This is a genomic window from Rothia sp. HMSC064F07 (assembly GCF_001837265.1).
GTDB lineage: Bacteria > Actinomycetota > Actinomycetes > Actinomycetales > Micrococcaceae > Rothia > Rothia mucilaginosa.
Map to the genome: position 1 here is coordinate 306,421 of NZ_KV831926.1, position 21,002 is coordinate 327,422.

Below are 21,002 nucleotides of genomic sequence, written 5' to 3' on the forward strand. Positions count from 1 at the left end.
TGCGGGGGAGGCTTCGGGGAGCTGAGGTGCCTAGTGAGTGGGGTATTTCAGAGTTTGGTCATGTGCGCGGGCGCATATACTCCTCTCTCAGAGTTTTAGCAACTGCGCTTGAGTGCATTTTTCGGGTTTTTCGCTTAAATCTAAGGTTGAAACTGAGGGAAACGCCGATGTTTGAGCAATCTCTGGGAGTGGACACTTAAGAGATAAGGGTCATTGTTTAAGAGTTTTGAACCCTGTCCTTAAGGGGTACTGGTGCATTAAAAGCGAATGTGCATCCTTGTAAAACACCTAGTCAAGAGCCTTAAACGGTAGCTGTTGGTTCCATTGAGAGGGGGTCAAATGCCTGGAGTGCCAAGTTTTCCCCCCAGGGTGAAAGTTCAAAATTTAAGCCCGAATGAAGTGACAACTGGGAGTTTTCTGTGTATTCTCATTTCTGTGCCCAAATCCTCATCGTAAGAGGGCACCGTCGAAGCGGATCCGCTGAGTTCTGCCAACGCTTCGATGTACGTCTACCCAATATGGCAGAAGCGGGGGACCCAATCCCCAAGCTGGGATACGGCTTCTCAATCGAGAGGCCTCGGGGCTAAGTCACTTCGGTGGCCGAGCGAATCCATGCTCGAGCCCGACAGCTCACCTCGTCAGGCAATGGAGGAATTACCAATGGCTAAGAAGATCGTACGTACCGCAGGTGCAACCCTCGCAGCAGGCGCAATCCTGCTCGGCTCGACCGTTCCCGCAAACGCATTTGCACAGATCCCCGCTGCTGCTGATCTGTCCTACGACTACACCAACTACGAGTTCGACTACACCAGCTACAACACCCCCGCAACCACCTACGTTGCACCCCAGGCTCAGGCACAGCAGACCTACGTTGCTCCCGCAGCAGCTCCGGCACCCGCAGCTGAGACCACCTACGTAGCACCCCAGGCTGAGGCACAGCAGGCTTACGTTGCTCCCGTAGCAACCGAGGCTCCCGCTGCTCCCGCAGCTTCCTCCGCTTCCACCGGTAACGCATCCCGCGACGCAATCGTTGCAACCGCAATGAGCGGTCTGGGCGGCGCATACGTTTGGGGCGGCAAGACCTTCGGTGCATGGGACTGCTCCGGCTTCACCTCTTGGGTTTTCGCTCAGCACGGTATCAAGCTGACCGCTTTCACCTACGCAATGAAGAACGAGCTGCGCCCGACCGCTAACCCCCAGCCCGGCGACATCGTCTTCCAGAACGGCTACAGCCACGTTGGTATCTACCTGGGCGACGGTAAGATGATCTCCGCTCTGAACCCCACCAACGGTACCATGGTGCACCCCACCTCCTGGATGTCCGTTGACGGCTACTACACCGCTCTCTAAGCCTTAGCGCATAAGAGCTGGGTCTAGCCCAACATACTTCTCAAAAGGCGCCTACCCCGCACGGGGTGGGCGCTTTTTGCGTACCCGAGAGATTCTATGAAAATACCGCCGAGAACGCGCCTTAGTATGGGTGCATTCTCAGCGGTATGTGTTTTAGGTGTATGCGGCTAGGACGCGAGAGCCTGCAGAAGCCCCTGCGGGTCCTGCGCCCACTCGATGAGCTCAGCACTCAGATTAGCCCTCGCGGGCTCCTCCCAGAGCTGTAGACCCTCCTCGGAGAGGAAGATGCGTTTACGCCCCAGGATCGAACGCAGGAAGGTCGTACGACCGGTGCGGAACGCCTCATCGTCAAAATGGGAGTACTCGCTACGCACCCCGCGCAGGTAGCGGCGATAGCGTGCCGAATCAGCCGCCAGGATAGCCATATCGGCATCGAGGAAAAACTGAATATCCGCAGGTTCGTAGCCCGCCGGTAGGTCGGCAGACTCGGGTAGCTCGTGGGTTGCCGTGGCACGCACCAGAAGGCTCACCATCTGCAGCTCGTGCCCGGTGAGCAGGCCCGCGGTAACCAGCGGCTCCAGGGAGGTGCTCGCCAGCTGCTCGCTACGGCGCTCATCCTCACCCGGCGCGCCCTCGTACACCGCGTCGTGGAACCACGCCGCCAAAATCAACGCCAGGGGAGTAGAACCCTGCGTGCGGTGTGCGTAGAGGCGGTCCAGGTCGGTGAGCATCTGCGAAAGGTGCCCGCTGTGGTGGTAGGCGCGGTGCGGCTGCTCCCACGCCTGCAGCAGGCTCTCACCCAGCTCCGCCACCTGCGCCGTGAGTTGAGCTTGGCTCATGGCAGGAGCCTCCACATGCTTGAGGCGGGGCGTATTAAGGCGGGGCGTAAACGCCGCCGCCCAGGCGCGAAGCAGACGCGGGCGGATCTTCTCGGGGCGTTCCTTCAGGGGAATCCGTAGACCGCTGGCAATGAGTGTGCGAGTCAGTTCTGCACCGCTGAGTTCCTTCGCACCCGCCCGCACTAGCTCATCGTAGAGGTGCGCCGGAACATCGTAGTGGTCGCGGTCGAAAGCACGCTCACTGATGCCCGCAGCCGCGGCGAACTCGTGCAGTTCCGCCAGGGATGCATCGGAAATGAGGTGCGAGAAGACGGTGCCGTGCGCGGGCCAGGTGGGCGGGTCAATGTAGATGCTCATTCGTACATTGTAGGAGCGGTTCTGCCGCCGGGTGCGGGTGTCCTCAGGCGGTGAACACTGGCTGTGCGGACTCGCGGCGCGGGGTGCCTTATACTGGATAGGTACGCCCTCGTAGCTCAGGGGATAGAGCACTTCTCTCCTAAAGAAGGTGTCGGACGTTCGAATCGTCTCGGGGGCACACAGAACCGGTAGTCATGCCGGTACGAGAAAACCGCCCGTCGCTTGCATTAGCAGGCGCGGGCGGTTTCTCTGTTTCTGCACGTAACGAGTACTCAAGAAAACACGTTGTTATAGCTGAGACAGGTCAATCTTGCCCATCAGCAGGATCTTCTCGCGAGCGGCCTTATCCGCCATCAGCTCAGCAATATTGTGCGGGACAACCTGCCAAGAAATACCCCAGCGATCTACACACCAGCCGCAACGCTCCGCCTCAGGTATAGCGGAGAGCTGCTCCCAATAGTAATCAATCTCCTCCTGAGTACGGCACGAAAGAACTACCGAAACCCCCGGCGTGAATGTGAAATCGTGGAAAGTACCGGAATCAGCAGCCGCCATCCAGGTGCCGTGCAGGTTGAAGTCGGTAAACATGACCGCATCTGCCTCAAAGGGGCTACCTTCCGGATAGTGGTACAGGGTGCCGCGGCGGGCATCCTCAAACATGGAAATCCAACGGTTGGTGGCTTCCTCTGCATTGCCGTGATTCGTGCCGCCAAACATGAAAGAAGGCACGACGAAGGGCCGCGGGTCTCCTGCAGGGTTGGTAAGCATCAGCTGCCAGGTCATACCGAAACGATCACGCACCCAGGCGTAGCGTGGGGAGAAAGGATACTCACCCAGTTCCATCAGCACACCGCCGGTACTTAGCTCTTCGTAGAGTTCATCGAGGTATGCTCGCGCTTGCGCCTCACCGCCGAAGAGGAGCGGGTCAAAGTTTAGGATGCAACTGATGGACTGGTTCGGGACGTACCGGTCATCACCGTTAATGAGCGAGAGCTGGAAGCCGTGGATGCTTAGAGTCGTGAGTCCGGGCACCTGTTCCATGATGGAAGCATCGCGAAAAACCCTGGTATAGAACTGTGCGGCTTCGTCGGCTGAGCCATTGCACCATAGGGCTATTGAGAGGCTCGGAGGTAAGGTCTGGGTCATGCGGTCATCCTAGCATGACTATTCTGTGCCACCGGTTTGCCGTTGCCGATTTAGATTGTGAGGCTGATTGACCGAACGGGTGGGAGCCGCGGAGTAAATGCGGTAGCATGGAATATCGAACGTGTATTCTAGGCAGCGAGGTAGATGATGAGCGACAAGCCCGAACAGCAGAAGCAGCCCTTCACCGAACAGGACGGCCTGTTCGCCGCCGAACTCGTCACCCCCGCAGCACCCGCACCGGCTGACCTTGTACCGGCTGACGAGCCGCCCTTCGACCCGTACTACGACGTACCCCCTGCTGAAGACGACTACTACGCGCCTCCCATGGACGCTGCAGTGATGGATGCTCCGGTGATGGAGGCGCCCGCACAGGACGCACCCGCCGCCCTGTCCACCGGCATGCCCGCCTACAGCGCATCTGCTGCCAGCGCCCCCACTACCAGCGCGCCCGAACCCGGCATGTCTGAACCCGGCGTACCCGTCGCCTTCGCCGCAGACCCGCTCGGCGACTTCATGCCGCCCGCCTACCGAGTCGGCGGCTACGGCGAGGACTTCGACCCCGCTGACCCCTACTGCGAACGTGCCCACAGCCTCAATGCGGTGGACCCCGCCTCCCTCACCGCCGGGCTCAATGAACGCCAGGAAGAAGCCGTGCTGCACTCCGGCGCGCCCCTGCTCATCGTTGCGGGCGCCGGCTCCGGCAAGACCCGCGTGCTCACCCACCGCATCGCCTACCTGCTCGCAACCCATCGCGCGACCCCCGGCCAGATTCTCGCCATCACCTTCACCAATAAGGCTGCCGCCGAAATGCGTGAACGTATTGAGGCGCTGGTTGGCCCGCGCGCCAAGCACATGTGGATTTCTACTTTCCACAGCTTCTGCGTGCGCGTGCTGCGCCGTGAGGCCGCCGCCCTGGGTTTGAAGTCCACCTTCACCATTTACGATTCGACCGACTCGCAGCGCCTGCTGAGCCTCATCATTAAAGAGCTCAACCTGGACCCCAAGAAGTTCACCGCCAAGGCCGTGGGCAACCGCATCTCCGGGCTGAAGAACGAGCTGGTCAGCGCCGAGGCGTTCGCATCCCGCGTGGCCTCCGATAACCCGTACGAGAAGACCATCTCGCAGATCTACACCGTTTACACGCAGCGTCTGCGCGCCGCCAACTCCCTCGACTTTGACGACCTGATTGGCCGCACCGTCTTCTTGCTCAAGAAGTTCCCCGAAATCGCGAACTACTACCGCCGCAAGTTCCGCCACATCCTCGTGGACGAGTACCAGGACACCAACCACGCCCAGTACCAGCTCGTGCGTGAACTGGTCGGCGCCCACACGAAGGCACCGGCTGACCGCGGCCCCTACCCGGACGCCGTGCCCCCCGCCGAGCTGACCGTGGTGGGTGACTCCGACCAGTCCATCTACGCCTTCCGCGGCGCGGATATCCGCAATATTACGGACTTCGAGAAGGACTACCCGAACGCCCACACGATCCTGCTGGAACAGAACTACCGTTCCACGCAGAACATCCTCTCCGCGGCGAACGCGGTCATCGAACGCAACCCCGACCGTCGCCCCAAGAAGCTGTGGACCGCCTCCGGTGCGGGCGCGAAAATCATCGGTTACGTCGCCGAATCCGAACACGCCGAGGCACGCTACATCACCCGCGAAATTGACCGCCTTGCCGATGAGCACGGCGTGCAGCCCGGTGACGTCGCAATCTTCTATCGCACCAACGCGCAGTCCCGAACCCTCGAGGACATGCTCATGCGTGCCGGCCTGCCCTACCGCGTGGTCGGCGGTACCCGCTTCTACGAGCGTAAGGAAATCAAGGACGCTCTGGCGTACCTGCGCGCCCTGAGCAACCCCGATGACGACGTGAACGTGCGCCGCATCCTCAACGAACCCAAGCGCGGTATCGGTGCCAAGTCTGAGTCCGTGGTGGCGGAGTACGCGAGTGCGAACCGCATCTCCTTCTACGCCGCCGCACGCCAGACAGCCGACATCCCCGGCCTGGGTGCCGCCGCGGTCAAGAAGTACGCCGAGTTCGTGCGCCTTATGGACGACCTGGCGCAGATTGCCCGCACCGAACCCGCCGCAACCTGCCTGGAAGCGGTCCTGGAGCAGACCGGATACCTGGCGGCTCTGCGCGCATCCAAGGACATTCAGGACGAATCGCGTGTGGAGAACCTCTCCGAGCTACTCGACGCCATGGTCGAGTTCGAGACCGAGAACCCCGGCGCCGACCTGGAGCAGTTCCTCGAACACGTGGCTCTGGTCGCCGACGCCGACTCAATCCCGAACCGCCCCGCCAGCGCCGACGGTGAGAACGCCTCCGCCGCACAGATTGCCGCCGAAGCCGCCGAGGCGAAGGCACAGGGCATGGTCACCCTCATGACCCTGCACACCGCCAAGGGCCTGGAGTTCCCCGTGGTGTTCCTGACCGGCATGGAGCACGGCCTGTTCCCGCATCAGCGTGCCCTGACCGATGAGAAGGAAATGAGCGAGGAACGCCGCCTGGCGTACGTGGGTCTGACCCGCGCCATGGAGCGCCTGTACCTGACCCGCTCGGAAACCCGCACCATGTGGGGTAAGAGCCAGTTCAACCCGCCCTCGCCCTTCCTGGAGGAAATCCCGGAGGAGCTGATTGAATGGAAGCGCACCGCCGGTTTCTCGGGCTTTGGTGCCTCCGGTATGGGTGCGTATGGCGCTCGCGGCAGTTCCTATGGCGGCAGCTCATACGGGAACTCGTACGGTGGCGGCTATTCGGGCGGTTCTCGTTCCAGTTACGGTTCCGGCGGCTACTCGGGCGGCTATGGCTCGAGCGGGTACAGTTCCGGTGGCTCGCGCGGCTCATACGACCCCTACGAGTCCCGCCCCGCACGCCGTTCTGAGCCGTCCACCGCGGATATTAATGGCTCGGCAAGCTACGGGCTGGCGGCGGCCACCTCGAAGGTGACGAACCGCTCCCGCGTGCACCAGAGCAAGGAAATCCCGACTCTGGCGGTCGGCGATACCGTGCGCCACACCAAGTTTGGTGAGGGTCGCGTGCTCGCCGTTGAGGGTAGCGGCGATAAGACCGTGGCGAAGGTCCGTTTCGGTTCGGAAGAGAAGCGTCTGCTGCTGCGTTACGCGCCGCTGGAGAAGGTGAGCTAACGCGTCGGGCGTGAGAACCTGACAATGCCTATGGAGGGGCGGGTACCTGAGGGTGCCCGCCCCTCTATTTGTATGCTGTATCGGGCGTGTTGTCCGCCTGCTGAGAAGGTGGCCGGGGCTTTGCAGAGCACGGCGGTAAACGCCGCATTTTCGCCGGTATTTCGCGGCGGATGGGGGAGTGCGAGTTCGGGTTAGTTACCCGGTGCACAGCCTTTGGGTGGAATGTACCCAAAATATTTGTGAGCTGAGTCGCTAAAATCTCAGATTTGGGGCTCTGTGAGTGCGAGCTCACGCCGAATCCGATAGAGTAGAGACGAGAGAAATTCCCCGCGTCAATGATGCGTGTGCGCCGGGTGCGAGAGACCCTTATCGCACCGTACTGACCACACGGGGGAACCTCCTCTAATGAGACCAGGCCGAGTGCACCAGTACTCGGCACCACTTCGAAGAAGAAGGACACCTGTGGACCTTTTCGAATACCAGGCGCGCGAGCTCTTCGCAAAGCACGGTGTACCCGTGCTCAAGGGCATTGTTGCGACCACCCCTGAAGAAGCAAAGGCAGCAGCTGAGGAAATTGGCGGTCTGACCGTCATTAAGGCTCAGGTTAAGACCGGCGGCCGCGGTAAGGCTGGCGGCGTTAAGCTCGCAAAGTCCCCCGAAGAAGCTTACGAGCACGCTAAGGCAATTCTCGGCATGGACATCAAGGGCCACACCGTTCACCGCGTGCTGGTCGCTGACGGCGCAGACATCGCCGAAGAATACTACTTCTCCCTCCTGCTGGACCGTGCAAACCGCTCCTACCTGGCAATGTGCTCGGTAGAAGGCGGTATGGAAATTGAGCAGCTCGCTGCTGAGCGCCCCGAGGCACTGGCAAAGATCGAGGTTGACCCGCTGGTCGGCCTGGACCAGGCTAAGGCTGAGGAAATTGCTAAGGCAGCAGGTTTCTCCGCAGAACTGCAGGAGAAGGTTGTTCCCGTTCTCGTTAAGCTGGGCGAAGTCTACACCAAGGAAGACGCAACCCTGGTTGAGGTTAACCCCCTCGTTCTGACCCCCGAGGGCACCATCCTGGCCCTGGACGGCAAGGTCTCCCTGGACGACAACGCAGAATTCCGCCAGCCCGAGCACGAGGCTCTCGTGGACAAGTCCGCTGAGAACCCGCTGGAAGCTAAGGCAAAGCAGTTCGACCTGAACTACGTGAAGCTGGACGGCGAGGTCGGCATCGTTGGTAACGGTGCAGGTCTGGTCATGTCCACCCTGGACGTCGTTGCATACGCTGGTGAGAACCACGGCAACGTCAAGCCCGCAAACTTCCTTGATATTGGTGGCGGCGCGTCCGCTGAGGTTATGGCTGCCGGCCTGGAAATCATTCTGGGCGACGAGCAGGTCAAGAGCGTTTTCGTGAACGTCTTCGGCGGCATCACCGCATGTGACGCAGTGGCAGACGGCATTGTGAAGGCTCTGGAGATTCTGGGCGACGCAGCAACCAAGCCCCTGGTTGTGCGCCTGGACGGCAACAACGTTGCTGAGGGTCGCCGCATCCTCTCCGAGGCGAACCACCCGCTGGTTGTTCTGGCTGAGACCATGGACTCCGGCGCTGACAAGGCAGCAGAGCTCGCTCACAAGGCGTAATCGCCAGCAAAGGATTTCAAGGAAGTAATATGTCTATCTTTGTGAACAAGGACTCCAAGGTCATCGTTCAGGGCATCACCGGTGGCGAGGGTACCAAGCACACCGCACGCATGCTCGCAGCAGGCACCAACATTGTGGGCGGCGTGAACGCTCGCAAGGCTGGCACCACCGTCACCCACAAGGCAAAGGACGGCTCGGACATCGAGCTGACCGTGTTCGGTACCGTGGCTGAGGCTATGGAGAAGACCGGCGCGAACGTCTCCATCGTCTTCGTTCCCCCGGCCTTCACCAAGGCAGCAGTTCTCGAGGCTATCGAGGCTAAGATCGGCCTCGTCGTCGTCATCACCGAGGGCGTTCCGGTTCAGGACTCCGCAGAGTTCTGGGCAGCTGCTAAGGCATCCGTGGACGAGAACGGCAAGCAGATCACCCGCATCATCGGTCCCAACTGCCCCGGCATCATCTCCCCCGAGGAGTGCCTGGTCGGCATTATCCCGGCGAACATCACCGGCAAGGGCAAGATTGGTCTGGTTTCCAAGTCCGGTACCCTGACCTACCAGCTGATGTACGAACTGTCCGACATTGGTTTCACCACCGCTATTGGTATTGGTGGCGACCCCATCATCGGCACCACCCACATCGACGCTCTGGAAGCTTTCGAAGCTGACCCCGAGACCGAAGCAATCGTCATGATTGGTGAGATTGGTGGTGACGCTGAGGAGCGTGCTGCAGAGTACATCAAGGCAAACGTGACCAAGCCCGTCGTTGGTTACATTGCGGGCTTCACCGCTCCTGAGGGTAAGACCATGGGCCACGCAGGCGCTATTGTCTCCGGTTCCTCCGGTACCGCTCAGGCGAAGAAGGAAGCTCTGGAAGCAGCAGGCGTGAAGGTCGGTAAGACCCCCTCCGAGGCTGCAAACCTGATGCGCGAAATCTTCGCAGCGAAGTAAACAACATAGTATTGCGGCAGATGCCGGTAGTCCATGAGGCTATCGGCATCTGTGCATTTAACGCCCCGCTAGCGCCCGCAAATATTGCACTAGAAAGTAAGATTGTGCACACTGTGCCACAAAAAGATGTAAGTGCGATCTTAACCTTTGTATACTGGAGTGCATTGAGCCTAGTCAGAATCATTTTGAGCGGCTCCAAGAAACACCAAACACTAACAGGAGATCACTACACTCATGACTCAGCCCATCTCTCGCCGCACTGTCGCCAAGGCAGGCGTCTGGTCCGCACCCGTCGTCGCAGCCTCCGCAGCAGTGCCCGCCTACGCAGCATCCAAGGAAACCCCCGGCGTGCAGTACGGCGTGTACGTCAGCGTGCAGAACAACGGCGGCTACGTCGGCTACGCATCCTCCAACAACACCGGCACCATCAACCCGGCAACCCCCGAGGCGCACTTCACCGCCTCCGGCACCCCCGACTCCGACATCAACTGGGACGACGCAACCTCCAAGCCCAAGAGCGCAACCTACGTCAATGGCGAAGGTAAGTTCACCCCCGTCACCAACTCCCAGACCGGCGCAAACGGCGCCTACATGTCCTCCAGCGGCTTCTGGTGGTCCGTACCGACCAAGGACACCGCAACCGGCACCGGCTACATCCCCGGCAGCAGCGTCACCCTCGCGGCGGGCGCGACCTTCGTGACCGAGGTTGAGTACACCGTCGCCGCCAGCGCCCAGTCGCTCCTTAAGTTCGGTAAGATCAACGGCCAGGCATGGGCCCCCTCCGGTCGCAAGCTGACCGGTAAGACCACCGAACTGGTAGCCTCCGCAGGCCAGGCAAAGTACCTGTCCGTCGCGCAGACCGCCGGCACCTGGACCGCAGAAGTACCGACCGTCACCAAGAACTCCGACGGCACCTACACCTTCAAGGGTCGTATCGTCTACACCACCAGCAAGGCGTACACCATGAAGCAGTCCGGCACCAAGTACTACAGCCAGACCAACTTCATGCCGGCACAGCTGCGATTCCCGGCAAACGACGGCTGGGTCTCGTACAAGCAGACCTCCAGCGTGCAGGTTGCAAACCTGACCTACTCCGGCAACGGCGCGACCGGCTCGGAGAGCGTTTCCGGTCAGGCCACCACCGCGGAGATTCACCCGTAATAGATCAACCCCTCATGCAGGGTAAGAACATATAGAAAACCCCCGGCGGATGACTCACCCGCCGGGGGTTTTCTACGCTCGGGATGCACGGCGCAGGGGAGAGCGCGGAACATGCCCGAGCGGCTATATACACTTGTTGAAAGCCTATTTATGGGGTTCTTGATTAGCCGACCGTCGTACCGAACGCCAAACCCAGCAGGTAGGTCACGAACGCCGCACCAAAGCCAATTAGAATCTGGCGAACACCGCGCCTGAGCGGGGAAGTGCCCGAAAGCAGACCCACCACGCCGCCGGTGAAGCCCAGCGCCGCACCCACAAATAGCAGAGACAGCACCATCGCGAACACACCCGACAAGCCGAAAATATAGGGCAGAATCGGAACCAGCGCACCCGAAGCAAAGAACGCGAACGACGCAGCGGCGGCACCAATATCGGTACCCAAAGCCACATTCTCCTCACGATCCTCTTCCTCGCGGTGAGACAGCGACGGATCGCAGTCACAATCCAGGTAGCCGAAACGCTCCATCGCACGGTGATGCGCCGCTTCCGGCTCCATGCCGCGGGCACGGTAAATGAGCTCCAGCTCGTTCGAGTCCAAATCCAAATCGTGTGCAACACGCAGGGTCACCTGGGTCGGCTGGGATGCATCCAGCAGCTCACGCTGAGAACGCACCGACACGAACTCACCCGCCGCCATCGACAGCGCACCCGCCAGCAGACCCGCAATACCCGAGAGCAGAACCATTGAGCTGGACGCACCCGAGGCGGTAATACCCATAGTCAACGCCAGGTTCGACACCAAACCGTCGTTAGCGCCAAAGACCGCCGCACGGAAATTACCCGAAAGCTTCTCCCTGCCACTGGTCGCCAGGGCGCGGATAATTTCCTCGTGAATCGCCTCGTCAGCCGCCATTTCCTCGGTAGCGTCCGGGTCCTCAGCGTAAGGGGAGCGGGACTCCGCGCGCTGCGCCATCGCCAGAATAAACACCGAACCGAAGTTCTTCGCCAAGAACTGCAGAAGTAGGGACTGCATGGACGGGCGCACGTGAACATCCGCGTGTTCGCCGAGCATGTCACGCCAATGCTGCTGGTGGCGCTTCTCCGCCTCGGCAACCTGCAGAAGGATCTCGCGGTCGGTACCCTCGGCGCGGCGAGCCAGGTAACGGTAGATGCGTGCCTCCGACTCTTCATCAGCCAGATAGCGGCGCCAACGCTTAATCTGCGCGGGGGAGGGGGAAGTAACCGCACTGTGGCGGGTCGGCTTGTGCTCGGTTGCCTCAGCTACGGTCCTTTCAGCCTCGGCCGCGTCAGCCTGAAACTTCTCGGTCTGCTCACCGTACGTGTCTTTGCCGTGCTCGTTCGGGGCGTGCGTGCTCATATCTCTCTTTCCGCCGGATGCGGGTCGCTCCGGGTATCTCCCGGGTGCTCAACCATGCGTTCAAGTCTGTGCGTTCTGTGTTAATCAGTGAACCACTGTAGAGCACTCCGAACAGAAAATCTAGGACGGCCTAACCCGGTGTTATTGTTCGCCTCAACGTACTTTGTGATACCGCACGGACGAGGACTAAAGTGCCGGGAAGGGTAAAAATGGTCGGGAAGAAGCGGGGCAGCTTCGAGCATAAAAAGCCGGGCGGGTGCACCCTCCATAAGGAGGGCGCACCCGCCCGGTTCGTGACTCTAAAAGATAGCGTCTACATGGCTTGCCGCCATAAGTAGGCTGCAGTTTAGAGGCTACAACTTAGATGGTTGCGGCTTAGATGTTGCCTTCGCCGTTCTCCAGGAATGCGCGGATGAACCACTGGAACTTCTCCAGCTCGGCGGTCTGACCAATCAGCAGGTCCTCGGTGACGGGGTCGGACTCGCCAGCGAATTCAATCGCCTTGCGGTGAGCCTCAATCACGCGGGTGTAGACGTCGTTCAGGGCGCGCAGGTGAGCGGCGACGGGTGCGCGGCCAACTGCGTAGTCCTCGACGGTGCGCTGTGCGACCAGTGCGCCAGCCAGACCGTTGGGGGTTGCGCCCAGGGTTGCCATGCGCTCTGCGATGGCGTCAACGAACTCGCGGACGGTGTCGACCTGGGGGTCAATCATTTCGTGAACGGCGATGAAGCCGGGGCCGGTCACGTTCCAGTGAGCGTGCTTCAGCAGCAGGTGCAGGTCGTTCAGGTCGTGCAGACGTGCCTGGAGAACCTCGGAAATGCCCTTGCCTTCTTCGAGGGTCAGGCCGGGTGCGGTGTAGTTTGCGAATGCCATGATGGTCTCCTTCATGATGCTGTGATGCTTGTGGTTCGGTGGGATTTGTCGCCCCGCCGAATCGTTATTATGAGTAAATCATTTTAAGGAACCATTGTCAAGGTTATTTTGAGTAATTCGTAATAAATTGTCATCTATGTGTCGCGCCGCACTTAAAAGCTCCTGCCCAAAAGCCCCTGCTCACCCCCCCCACGGCTCACCGCCCAGGCGCGCACAAAGGGTGGGACGCGCAGTCTCTCATATCGCGCATCCCACCCTTTATGGTGAAGCGTATTCAGTTTTCTACAGAGCTTCCGGCCTTTCTGCAGGGCTTCCCGCGTGCGAATCGGGCGGCTACGCCAGCGCGCGAACCGCCTCCAGGGTCAGCTCCTCATGCTTGAGGCGCGCGGTGCCGAGCTCCGCCGGAACCTCCAGCTCGCCCGGCACAACAATGACGCGCATACCCGCCGCGGTCGCACTGCGCACGCCCGAAGGGGAATCCTCGAGAGCCACGCACTGAGTCGGATCAACATCCAGACGTTCCGCCGCCAAAAGATAAGGCTGCGGGTCCGGCTTGGGGTTGGTGGTCTCATCGTTGCCAATAACCACCGAGAACGTGCCCTCGGGTGCCGCGTTTGCGGTGCGGCGAGCCACGGAGGTGGTTGCGTTTGTGACGATGGCGGCCGGAATTTGCGCATCGTGAACCTCCGAGAGGAAGCGCTCAATGCCGGGTAGGAACTCGACCGGCTGCTGTGCCAGCGTCTCGCGCACCTTCGCTACCAGTCGATCGTTAATCTCCTCGTCCGGCAGGTTCACGCCGCGCTCGCGCAGACGATCCAGGGTGAACTGCATGGATAGGCCCAGGCAATCGAGGGTGTCCTGTTCGGTCCAGGTGCCGCCAAATTCTGCGGTGAGAGCAACCTTTGCGGCAGCCCATACGGGTTCAGTATCGACGAGGGTTCCGTCGTGGTCGAAGAGAATGGCGGCGGGGAAGGTGTTCGTAGTCGTCATGTCATTAAGCCTACCGGTTTATTTCTGGGGTGAGAGTAGGACAGCGTCCCCAGTCGTCACCAAAAAATCCGTGCCAGCGTTCTGGGGGTTCTTGGCGATAGTGAGCAGCGCATCGGCGACGTCTTCACGGGCAATCGTGGGGATACCCGGAGTTCGCTCGACGCTCGCCATGTCAAATACCTTCACTCTGCCCTTACCGGGCTTATCGGTCAGCCTGCCCGGATGCGCACGCGAAATATACGGCTGATATTCGGCAACCAGGGCGTCCGCCTTAACCTTGTCGGTAAAAATGCCGCGCATGATGACCTTGCATACCAGGCGCATGGGCAGGGACGCGGTCCGTACCGTATCGCCCACACCGTAGGCACTCATCAGAACGCAGTGCTTTACGCCTGCGCCCGTGACCGCCTCCATGATGAGGGGCAGACGCTCCTGCATGAACGTGGAGGAGAGAAATTCTCGCACCGTGGCTTTCTGCCCCAGGATGCTCACCATGACGTCCTGCTCGGAAGAAGCTGTGGCGAGCTGCTCGGCATCGTTCAGGGCTCCCGGAATGATAGTGAGATTTTGGTGCGCCCCCAAAAGTGTTAGCGCCTTGTCGGGGTTGCTCACGTAGGCGGTGACGGTGTGCCCCTCCTCTAGGGCTTTGCGGGTGAAGAGGTAGCCGGTGCGGCCGGTTGCGCCTAGAACCAGTATTTTCATGTGGGTCCCCATTCGTGACTGTGATTGTTGCGGGAACTCGCAAGTGCCCAGCCTTACATGTACCCAGCGTGGTCACTATAACAATAGGGCTTTTGGGTGGAGTTTTTGGCTGGAGTTGGTGCTTTCGCCGCTTTATTCGTGTGGTGATCCCTTAGTTTGTTGTCGAAATTTTAATCTCAAAAACCTTGGTTAACCCCTTGCGCAGAATAATTGAGTGTAGTAGACTCAAGTTATGTAATGCAGGGGCGCATAGGATAAGCCCCTCGAAATGCGAAAGGAACACCATGGACAACAAGTTCACCACCAAGAGTCAAGAAGTCATCTCGGCGGCAAATACTAATGCTCAAACCGCCGGCAACCCCACTATTGAAACCGCGCACATCCTCAAGGCCCTCATGGACCAGCGCGAAGGCGTCGCCGTAGCAGTCCTCAAGGCTGCAGGCCTGGATGTCGACGCTATCTCCGAGGCGGCATCCGCTGAAATCAAGAAGCTGCCGAAGGCATCCGGTGCCTCCGTGCAGAACGCCTCCCTCAGCCGTGCAGCGCTTTCTGCTCTGCAGGCGGCACAGACCCGTGCCCAGGGCTTCGGAGATACCTACGTTTCTACCGAAATGATCCTGCTCGGCATTGCCAGCGGAACCGATAGCACCGCAACCGCAATGCACAAGCTCGGCGCTACCGCAGAGCTCATCGCACAGACCATCCCCAACGTCCGAGGAGACCGCACCGTGGACACCCCCGACCCCGAAGGCACCTTCCAGGCGCTCGAAAAGTACGGCACCGACCTGACCGCTATTGCTCGCGCAGGCAAGCTCGACCCGGTCATCGGCCGTGACTCTGAGATTCGCCGCGTCGTGCAGGTGCTCTCCCGCCGAACCAAGAACAACCCCGTTCTGATTGGTGAGCCCGGCGTCGGTAAGACCGCCGTCGTGGAGGGCCTGGCACAGCGCATGGTTTCTGGCGACGTGCCCGAATCCCTGCGCGGCAAGACCCTGATTAGCCTGGACCTGGGCTCCATGGTCGCAGGCGCAAAGTACCGCGGTGAATTCGAGGAGCGCCTGAAGGCAGTCCTCGAAGAAATCAAGAAGTCCGAGGGCCAGATTGTGACCTTCATCGACGAGATTCACACTGTCGTCGGTGCGGGCGCATCCGAAGGCTCCATGGACGCCGGTAATATGCTCAAGCCCATGCTGGCTCGAGGCGAGTTGCGCCTCATCGGTGCCACCACCTTGGACGAGTACCGCGAGAACATTGAAAAGGACCCCGCCCTGGAGCGCCGCTTCCAGCAGGTGTACGTGGGCGAGCCCAGCGTCGACGACACCATTGGTATTCTGCGTGGCCTGAAGGAGCGCTACGAGGCACACCACAAGGTGCAAATCGCCGACTCCGCACTGGTTGCCGCAGCCACCCTGTCCAACCGCTACATCCCCTCCCGTCAGCTACCGGATAAGGCCATTGACCTGATCGACGAGGCTGCATCCCGCCTGCGCATGGAAATTGACTCCGCCCCGGAGGAAATCGACCAGTTGCGCCGCGCCGTGGACCGTCTGACCATGGAGGAGCTGGCCCTGGCCGACGAGACCGATCCCGCATCGGTTGAGCGTCTGGAAGCGCTGCGCAAGGACATGGCTGACAAGAAGGAACAGCTCGACGCCCTCAACGCTCGTTGGGAGGCCGAGAAGGCTAGCCTGAACCGTGTGGGTGACATCAAGACCCAGATTGACGAGCTGCGTTCCCGCGCAGAGGTTGCACAGCGCGAGGGTAACCTCGCCGAGGCATCCCGCCTGCTGTACGGTGAGATTCCCGCAAAGCAGGCTGAGCTGGAAGAAGCACAGCGCGCCGAGGACACCGCCAAGAACGAATCTATGGTCTCCGAAGAGGTCACCGCGGACGATATCGCCGAGGTGATTTCCTCCTGGACCGGCATTCCTGCAGGCCGCATGATGCAGGGTGAGTCCGAGAAGCTGCTCGAAATGGAGAAGCGCATCGGTGCCCGCCTCATCGGTCAGGAAGCCGCAGTGGTCGCTGTCTCTGACGCTGTGCGCCGTGCCCGCGCCGGTATTTCCGACCCGAACCGCCCGATTGGTTCCTTCCTCTTCCTGGGCCCGACCGGTGTTGGTAAGACCGAGCTGGCTAAGGCACTGGCTGAGTTCCAGTTCGATGACGAGCGTGCCCTGGTACGTATCGACATGAGCGAGTACTCCGAGAAGCACACCGTTTCCCGCCTGGTCGGTGCCCCTCCCGGATACGTCGGCCACGAAGAGGGCGGTCAGCTGACCGAGGCTGTACGCCGTCGCCCCTACTCGGTGGTCCTGCTCGACGAGGTTGAGAAGGCGCACCCCGAGGTCTTCGACATCCTGCTGCAGGTACTCGATGACGGCCGCCTGACCGACGGCCAGGGCCGCACCGTGGACTTCCGCAACGTCATCCTGATTCTGACCTCGAACCTCGGTTCGCAGTACCTGGTCAACCAGGATTTGCCCTTCGAGGAGCGATCCGAGAAGGCGCTGGAGGTTGTTCACCAGGCATTCCGCCCCGAGTTCCTCAACCGACTGGACGACATCATCATGTTCCAGCCCCTGTCGGCTGAGAACCTGGGTCAGATTGTGGGCCTGCAGATCAAGAGCATGGCTAAGCGTCTGGAGGACCGCCGCCTCACCCTGAACGTGACTGAGGCAGCCCTGGAGTGGCTGGGTAAGACCGGCTACGACCCGGCATTCGGTGCCCGCCCGCTGCGCCGCCTGGTTCAGCGTGAGATTGGCGACCGCCTGGCTCGCGGCATCCTCTCCGGTGCAATCCACGACGGCGACACCGTGACCGTGGACGTGAACCCGGACGTTGCCAGCGACGGCCTGTCGGTGACCTCCGAGCGTGAGCAGAAGGCTGAGAACTAAGCTTAACCGGTTGGCTGAGCGGACTTAGCCTGTGGCTGAGTTTGCACATTCGAAACCATAAGAAATAGGCTGTGGGGTACCCTCGAAAGGGGGTGCCCCGCAGCCGTTTAACGCGTTAGAACCGCGCTAGTACACAGAGCATTGAGGAGAAGAATGGACCGCTGGACTGACCACCAGAACTTCGCCGCCGCCGGTGAGCAGCGCGAAGAAATCGCCTCCGTGCACCGTGCCGCAATCCGCTCGATTCAGCGCGTTGTCTCTGAGAACGCCACCCCGCACGACGAAGAATACGCCTCCGCGGGTATTGCCGAGCTACTCAAGGCCGGTAAGGTTCTCGTGCTCACCGGCGCGGGCGTGAGTACCGAATCCGGCATCCCCGACTACCGCGGCCCCGGCGGCTCCTTGCACGACCACCGCCCCATGACCTACCAGGAATTCCGCTACGATGACGCCGCCCGCCAACGCTACTGGGCGCGCTCCTACGTGGGTTGGCGCCGCATGCGCCGCGCCGAACCGAACCGCGCCCACTACGCGCTCGCCGAGCTGGAGCAGCTGGGCGCTGTGAGCGGCGTGATTACGCAGAACGTGGATGGGCTGCACGCCCGCGCTGGAAGCTCCCGCCTTCTGGCGCTGCACGGTGACCTCTCCCGTATTGTGTGCCTGGACTGCGGGCAGGACGAGAGCCGCGAAAGCCTGGATGCGCGCCTGGACGCGGCGAACCCCGGCTACCTGGCGCGCCTTGACAACGAAGACCTGCGGGTGAACCCTGACGGTGACGTGGAGCTGGACGAGCGCTATATCCGCGATTTTCAGATGGTGCCCTGTATCGCCTGCGGTTCGACCCGCCTCAAGCCGGATGTCGTGTACTTTGGCGAGTCCGTGCCCGCCGAACGTAAGGCACGTAAGGACGCCATGCTCGCTGAATGTTCGGCGCTGCTGGTGGTGGGCTCCTCGGTGGCGGTCATGAGCAGCTACAAGATTGTGCTGGAGGCTCTGCGCGCCGGCAAGCCGGTCGCCGTCATTAACGGTGGTCCGGGTCGTGCGGATGCGAAAGCAACCTACCTGTGGCGCAGCGGCGTGGGTGAGGCGCTGGAACTCATGCTCGACGCCGTTGACGTTTAAGGTTGCCGGGGTTGTCGCAGGGATCTAGGTGGCGCTGTTTTCCAGTGAATATTGCCGCGCGTGCACAGACCGGTGATTTAGTGCACGAAAGTGCTATTTTGTGTTGCAAGTCATTGCAAATAGCCCCTGGACAGGCGGATACGCCCACCGTGCGGGGATAAAATGATGGGATGGACATTCGACACACTATCACTCGCTTCGGTGCCACCGCCCTGATCGGTTGCGGTCTGGCGGTCACCGCAATTCCCGCAACTTTCGCTCAGAACGGTGAAGAGTCCGTCACCCACGTTTACTCTGACAAGGCTGCTTCCCACATTTCTGAGGTCTGGTACAAGGGCGAAACCCTGAAGATTACCGGTGAGGGCTTCCTGACTCAGGATGGTGCCTCCGGCTCCGTTATCGCTATCAAGCTGAATAAGGGTTCCGTCAAGATTGACGGCAAGGACTACCTGGAAGTTCAGGCTGACGAGAAGGGCAACTTCTCCGTCTCCATTCCCTGGCAGAACGACCTGGAAGACCGTATTTCCGTGGACGTCTACCTGCTCTCCGGCTCCCTGAAGGACAACGACACCTCCCGTGGCGGTAAGGCTGCAACCGTGAAGATTGAGGCTCGCTCCGTTCAGGAAGCAACCCCCTCCGCTACCGCATCTGCGAGCGCTTCGGCAACCGCGAGCGCTTCGGCTTCCGTGGTGGCGACCCCCTCCGCTTCTGCGGTGCCTTCCGCATCTGCATCCCCCTCGGCTTCCGCGACTGCTTCGGCTACTGCCGCTGATGAGGTTGTTGCCTCCGTGGATGCAAAGATTAAGAACCGCGCCGATGAGAAGGCTACCGCTTCGGTGAGCCCCTCGGCTACCGCATCGGCTTCGGCTTCTGTGGTGGCGACCCCCTCCGCTTCGGCAACTGCTTCTGCGAGCGCTTCGGCTTCGGCAGCTGCTGATCAGCACGCATCTGTTGCGAACGATGCGAAGGATCAGCTGGGTGATTCCGCCTCCGCTACCGAGCAGGTGACCGCTTCGGCTGAGAGCACTCGCTTCGCGAACTGTGCAGAGGTTGCGGCTGCTGGCCTGGCGCCCATGCATAAGAGTCACCCGGACTTCCGCCAGAAGTTCGATAATGACAAGAATGATTGGGGCTGCGAGGTCATTAACAGCGAGGTGACTGACGGTTCCTCCTCCAACAGCTCCTCGGGTTCTTCGTCCCGCAACTCTGGCAGCCTGGATAACCTGGGCGGCGACTCCTCCTCTTCGAGTAGCTACACTTCGAGCCGTGCTCAGCGCTCTTCCCTGGCTAACACCGGTGCTTCTAACGCCTTCACCATTGCTGGTATGGGTCTGGTAGCTCTGGGTCTGGGTGTTGCTGGCGTGTCTGCTGTGCGTAAGCGCAAGAACTCCTAAAAACTGTTGCCGCCCGGTGCGGTGTGCATGAGGGTCCCTTCCCCTGAACGCTTTTGAGTGTTCGGGCGGAGGGGATTTTCGCGTTTAACGGGGTGATTTTTGCTGCTGGGTTGTGCTGATGGGGTGGGGTATGTACTTGTTAGTTTCTTCAACGTCGGGTTGAGAGTTTGGGTGTGCACGGCGGTGTAAAAGGCTCATATAGTTCAACCACGCCTTCAAGAAACCTTCAAGAAAAATATGTTTTGTGAGTTAGGTCATAATAAATTGACGTCTTGGGTGCCGGTATCCTAAGCTTCGCTCGTTAGAATGGGGGGCATGAACATTCGAAACAATATTGCACGCATCGGCGCCACCGCACTCATCGGCTGTGGCCTCGTTGCTACTTCCGTCCCCGCAACCTTCGCTGTTGAAGGCGCACCTCAGGTTGTCCACACCTACGCAGACTCTGCGCAGTTCATCGCCCCCGACGTATGGGTTGAGGGCCAGAATCTGAACATTGGCGGCGAGGGCTTCAAGACCGCTGACGGCACCTCCGGTTCCGTTCTGGCACTGAAGCTGAACAAGGGTGCAGTTAAGATTAACGGCCAGGACTACCTGGAAATCCACGCTGACGAGGCTGGCAACTTCTCCGTTGCCATCCCCTGGCAGGCAGAGCTGCACGGCAGCGTTTCCGTTGACATTTACCTGCTGTCCGGCTCCCTGAAGGACGGTGACGTTCCCCGCGGCGGTAAGGCAGCTACCGTGACCATTAAGGTTGCAGAGCAGCCCGCTCCCGCACCTAGCGAAGAGCCTACCCCGGCTCCCTCCGAGGACCCGACTCCGGCTCCCTCCGAGGATCCGACCCCCGCTCCCTCCGAGGACTCGACCCCGGCTCCGACCACCGAGGCTCCCAAGCCTGCTGAAGAGACCTCCGCACCCGCAGTTGAGGACGCTAAGGAAACCAAGCCTGCTGAAGAGACCTCCGCACCCGCCGAGGATTCCTCCAAGCCCGCTGACGAGAACGCAGCTCCGGCTCCCCAGCCTTCCGAGAGCTTCCGCTTCCAGAACTGCGCCGACGTTGAGGCTGCAGG

At 60.7% G+C, this 21,002-nt stretch carries 15 protein-coding genes, 1 tRNA gene and 1 riboswitch; of the genes, 10 read left to right on the forward strand and 6 right to left on the reverse strand.

Annotation, left to right across the window (positions count from 1 at the left end; genetic code table 11):
• Positions 1–500 precede the first annotated feature (500 nt).
• A riboswitch (cyclic di-AMP (ydaO/yuaA leader) is annotated at positions 501–660 on the forward strand.
• Complete coding sequence (locus HMPREF2712_RS03750) at positions 661–1,350, forward strand: C40 family peptidase (protein ID WP_070819302.1); 690 nt, start codon at positions 661–663, stop codon at positions 1,348–1,350.
• A gap of 167 nt (positions 1,351–1,517) precedes the next feature.
• On the opposite strand, the gene HMPREF2712_RS03755 is transcribed toward HMPREF2712_RS03750, so the two are convergent.
• Positions 1,518–2,546: a DUF4031 domain-containing protein gene (locus HMPREF2712_RS03755; RefSeq protein ID WP_070819303.1), complete on the reverse strand. Its 1,029-nt coding sequence runs from the start codon at positions 2,544–2,546 to the stop codon at positions 1,518–1,520.
• A gap of 105 nt (positions 2,547–2,651) precedes the next feature.
• Between HMPREF2712_RS03755 and HMPREF2712_RS03760 the strand changes: the two genes are divergently transcribed.
• Positions 2,652–2,724, forward strand: a tRNA-Arg gene (locus HMPREF2712_RS03760).
• Between the two features lie 110 nt (positions 2,725–2,834).
• On the opposite strand, the gene HMPREF2712_RS03765 is transcribed toward HMPREF2712_RS03760, so the two are convergent.
• Positions 2,835–3,692 carry a VOC family protein gene (locus HMPREF2712_RS03765; protein ID WP_070819304.1) on the reverse strand — a complete coding sequence of 286 codons (858 nt, stop codon included), beginning with the start codon at positions 3,690–3,692 and terminating at the stop codon, positions 2,835–2,837.
• Between the two features lie 144 nt (positions 3,693–3,836).
• On the opposite strand from HMPREF2712_RS03765, the gene HMPREF2712_RS03770 reads away from it, so the two are divergent.
• The 4 genes from HMPREF2712_RS03770 to HMPREF2712_RS03785 all read left to right on the forward strand — a co-directional run bounded on the left by HMPREF2712_RS03770 (position 3,837) and on the right by HMPREF2712_RS03785 (position 10,579).
• Complete coding sequence (locus tag HMPREF2712_RS03770; RefSeq protein ID WP_070819305.1) at positions 3,837–6,842, forward strand: UvrD-helicase domain-containing protein; 3,006 nt, start codon at positions 3,837–3,839, stop codon at positions 6,840–6,842.
• 462 nt (positions 6,843–7,304) lie between these two features.
• The gene (gene sucC, locus HMPREF2712_RS03775) at positions 7,305–8,471 is read left to right on the forward strand and encodes an ADP-forming succinate--CoA ligase subunit beta (protein ID WP_005504561.1); all 1,167 of its coding nucleotides are present in this window, start codon (positions 7,305–7,307) and stop codon (positions 8,469–8,471) included.
• Between the two features lie 29 nt (positions 8,472–8,500).
• Positions 8,501–9,418 (forward strand): succinate--CoA ligase subunit alpha, encoded by a 918-nt coding sequence (sucD, locus tag HMPREF2712_RS03780; RefSeq protein ID WP_049331561.1) that lies wholly within the window; start codon positions 8,501–8,503, stop codon positions 9,416–9,418.
• A gap of 234 nt (positions 9,419–9,652) precedes the next feature.
• On the forward strand, positions 9,653–10,579 hold the full coding sequence (locus tag HMPREF2712_RS03785) for an amino acid oxidase (RefSeq protein ID WP_070819306.1): 927 nt from the start codon (positions 9,653–9,655) through the stop codon (positions 10,577–10,579).
• A 163-nt stretch (positions 10,580–10,742) separates the two neighbouring features.
• Here the strand turns inward: HMPREF2712_RS03785 and HMPREF2712_RS03790 are convergent, their stop codons facing one another.
• The 4 genes from HMPREF2712_RS03790 to HMPREF2712_RS03805 form a co-directional block, all read right to left on the reverse strand.
• Complete coding sequence (locus HMPREF2712_RS03790; protein WP_070819307.1) at positions 10,743–11,957, reverse strand: VIT1/CCC1 transporter family protein; 1,215 nt, start codon at positions 11,955–11,957, stop codon at positions 10,743–10,745.
• 375 nt (positions 11,958–12,332) lie between these two features.
• The gene (locus HMPREF2712_RS03795; RefSeq protein ID WP_049346089.1) at positions 12,333–12,830 is read right to left on the reverse strand and encodes a Dps family protein; all 498 of its coding nucleotides are present in this window, start codon (positions 12,828–12,830) and stop codon (positions 12,333–12,335) included.
• 333 nt (positions 12,831–13,163) lie between these two features.
• Complete coding sequence (locus HMPREF2712_RS03800) at positions 13,164–13,820, reverse strand: HAD family hydrolase (protein ID WP_070819308.1); 657 nt, start codon at positions 13,818–13,820, stop codon at positions 13,164–13,166.
• Positions 13,821–13,838: 18 nt separating this feature from the next.
• Positions 13,839–14,522 carry an NAD(P)-dependent oxidoreductase gene (locus tag HMPREF2712_RS03805; RefSeq protein ID WP_070819309.1) on the reverse strand — a complete coding sequence of 228 codons (684 nt, stop codon included), beginning with the start codon at positions 14,520–14,522 and terminating at the stop codon, positions 13,839–13,841.
• Between the two features lie 284 nt (positions 14,523–14,806).
• On the opposite strand from HMPREF2712_RS03805, the gene clpB reads away from it, so the two are divergent.
• From clpB to HMPREF2712_RS03825, 4 genes are all read left to right on the forward strand, one after another.
• Positions 14,807–17,416 carry an ATP-dependent chaperone ClpB gene (gene clpB, locus HMPREF2712_RS03810; protein WP_044150099.1) on the forward strand — a complete coding sequence of 870 codons (2,610 nt, stop codon included), beginning with the start codon at positions 14,807–14,809 and terminating at the stop codon, positions 17,414–17,416.
• 153 nt (positions 17,417–17,569) lie between these two features.
• A complete protein-coding gene (locus HMPREF2712_RS03815; protein ID WP_070819310.1) occupies positions 17,570–18,538 on the forward strand; it encodes a Sir2 family NAD-dependent protein deacetylase in 969 nt (322 codons plus the stop codon).
• A 170-nt stretch (positions 18,539–18,708) separates the two neighbouring features.
• Positions 18,709–19,932 carry an excalibur calcium-binding domain-containing protein gene (locus HMPREF2712_RS03820; RefSeq protein ID WP_070819311.1) on the forward strand — a complete coding sequence of 408 codons (1,224 nt, stop codon included), beginning with the start codon at positions 18,709–18,711 and terminating at the stop codon, positions 19,930–19,932.
• Positions 19,933–20,247: 315 nt separating this feature from the next.
• The coding region (locus HMPREF2712_RS03825; RefSeq protein WP_070819312.1) for a calcium-binding protein at positions 20,248–21,002 on the forward strand (755 nt) is incomplete at its 3' end.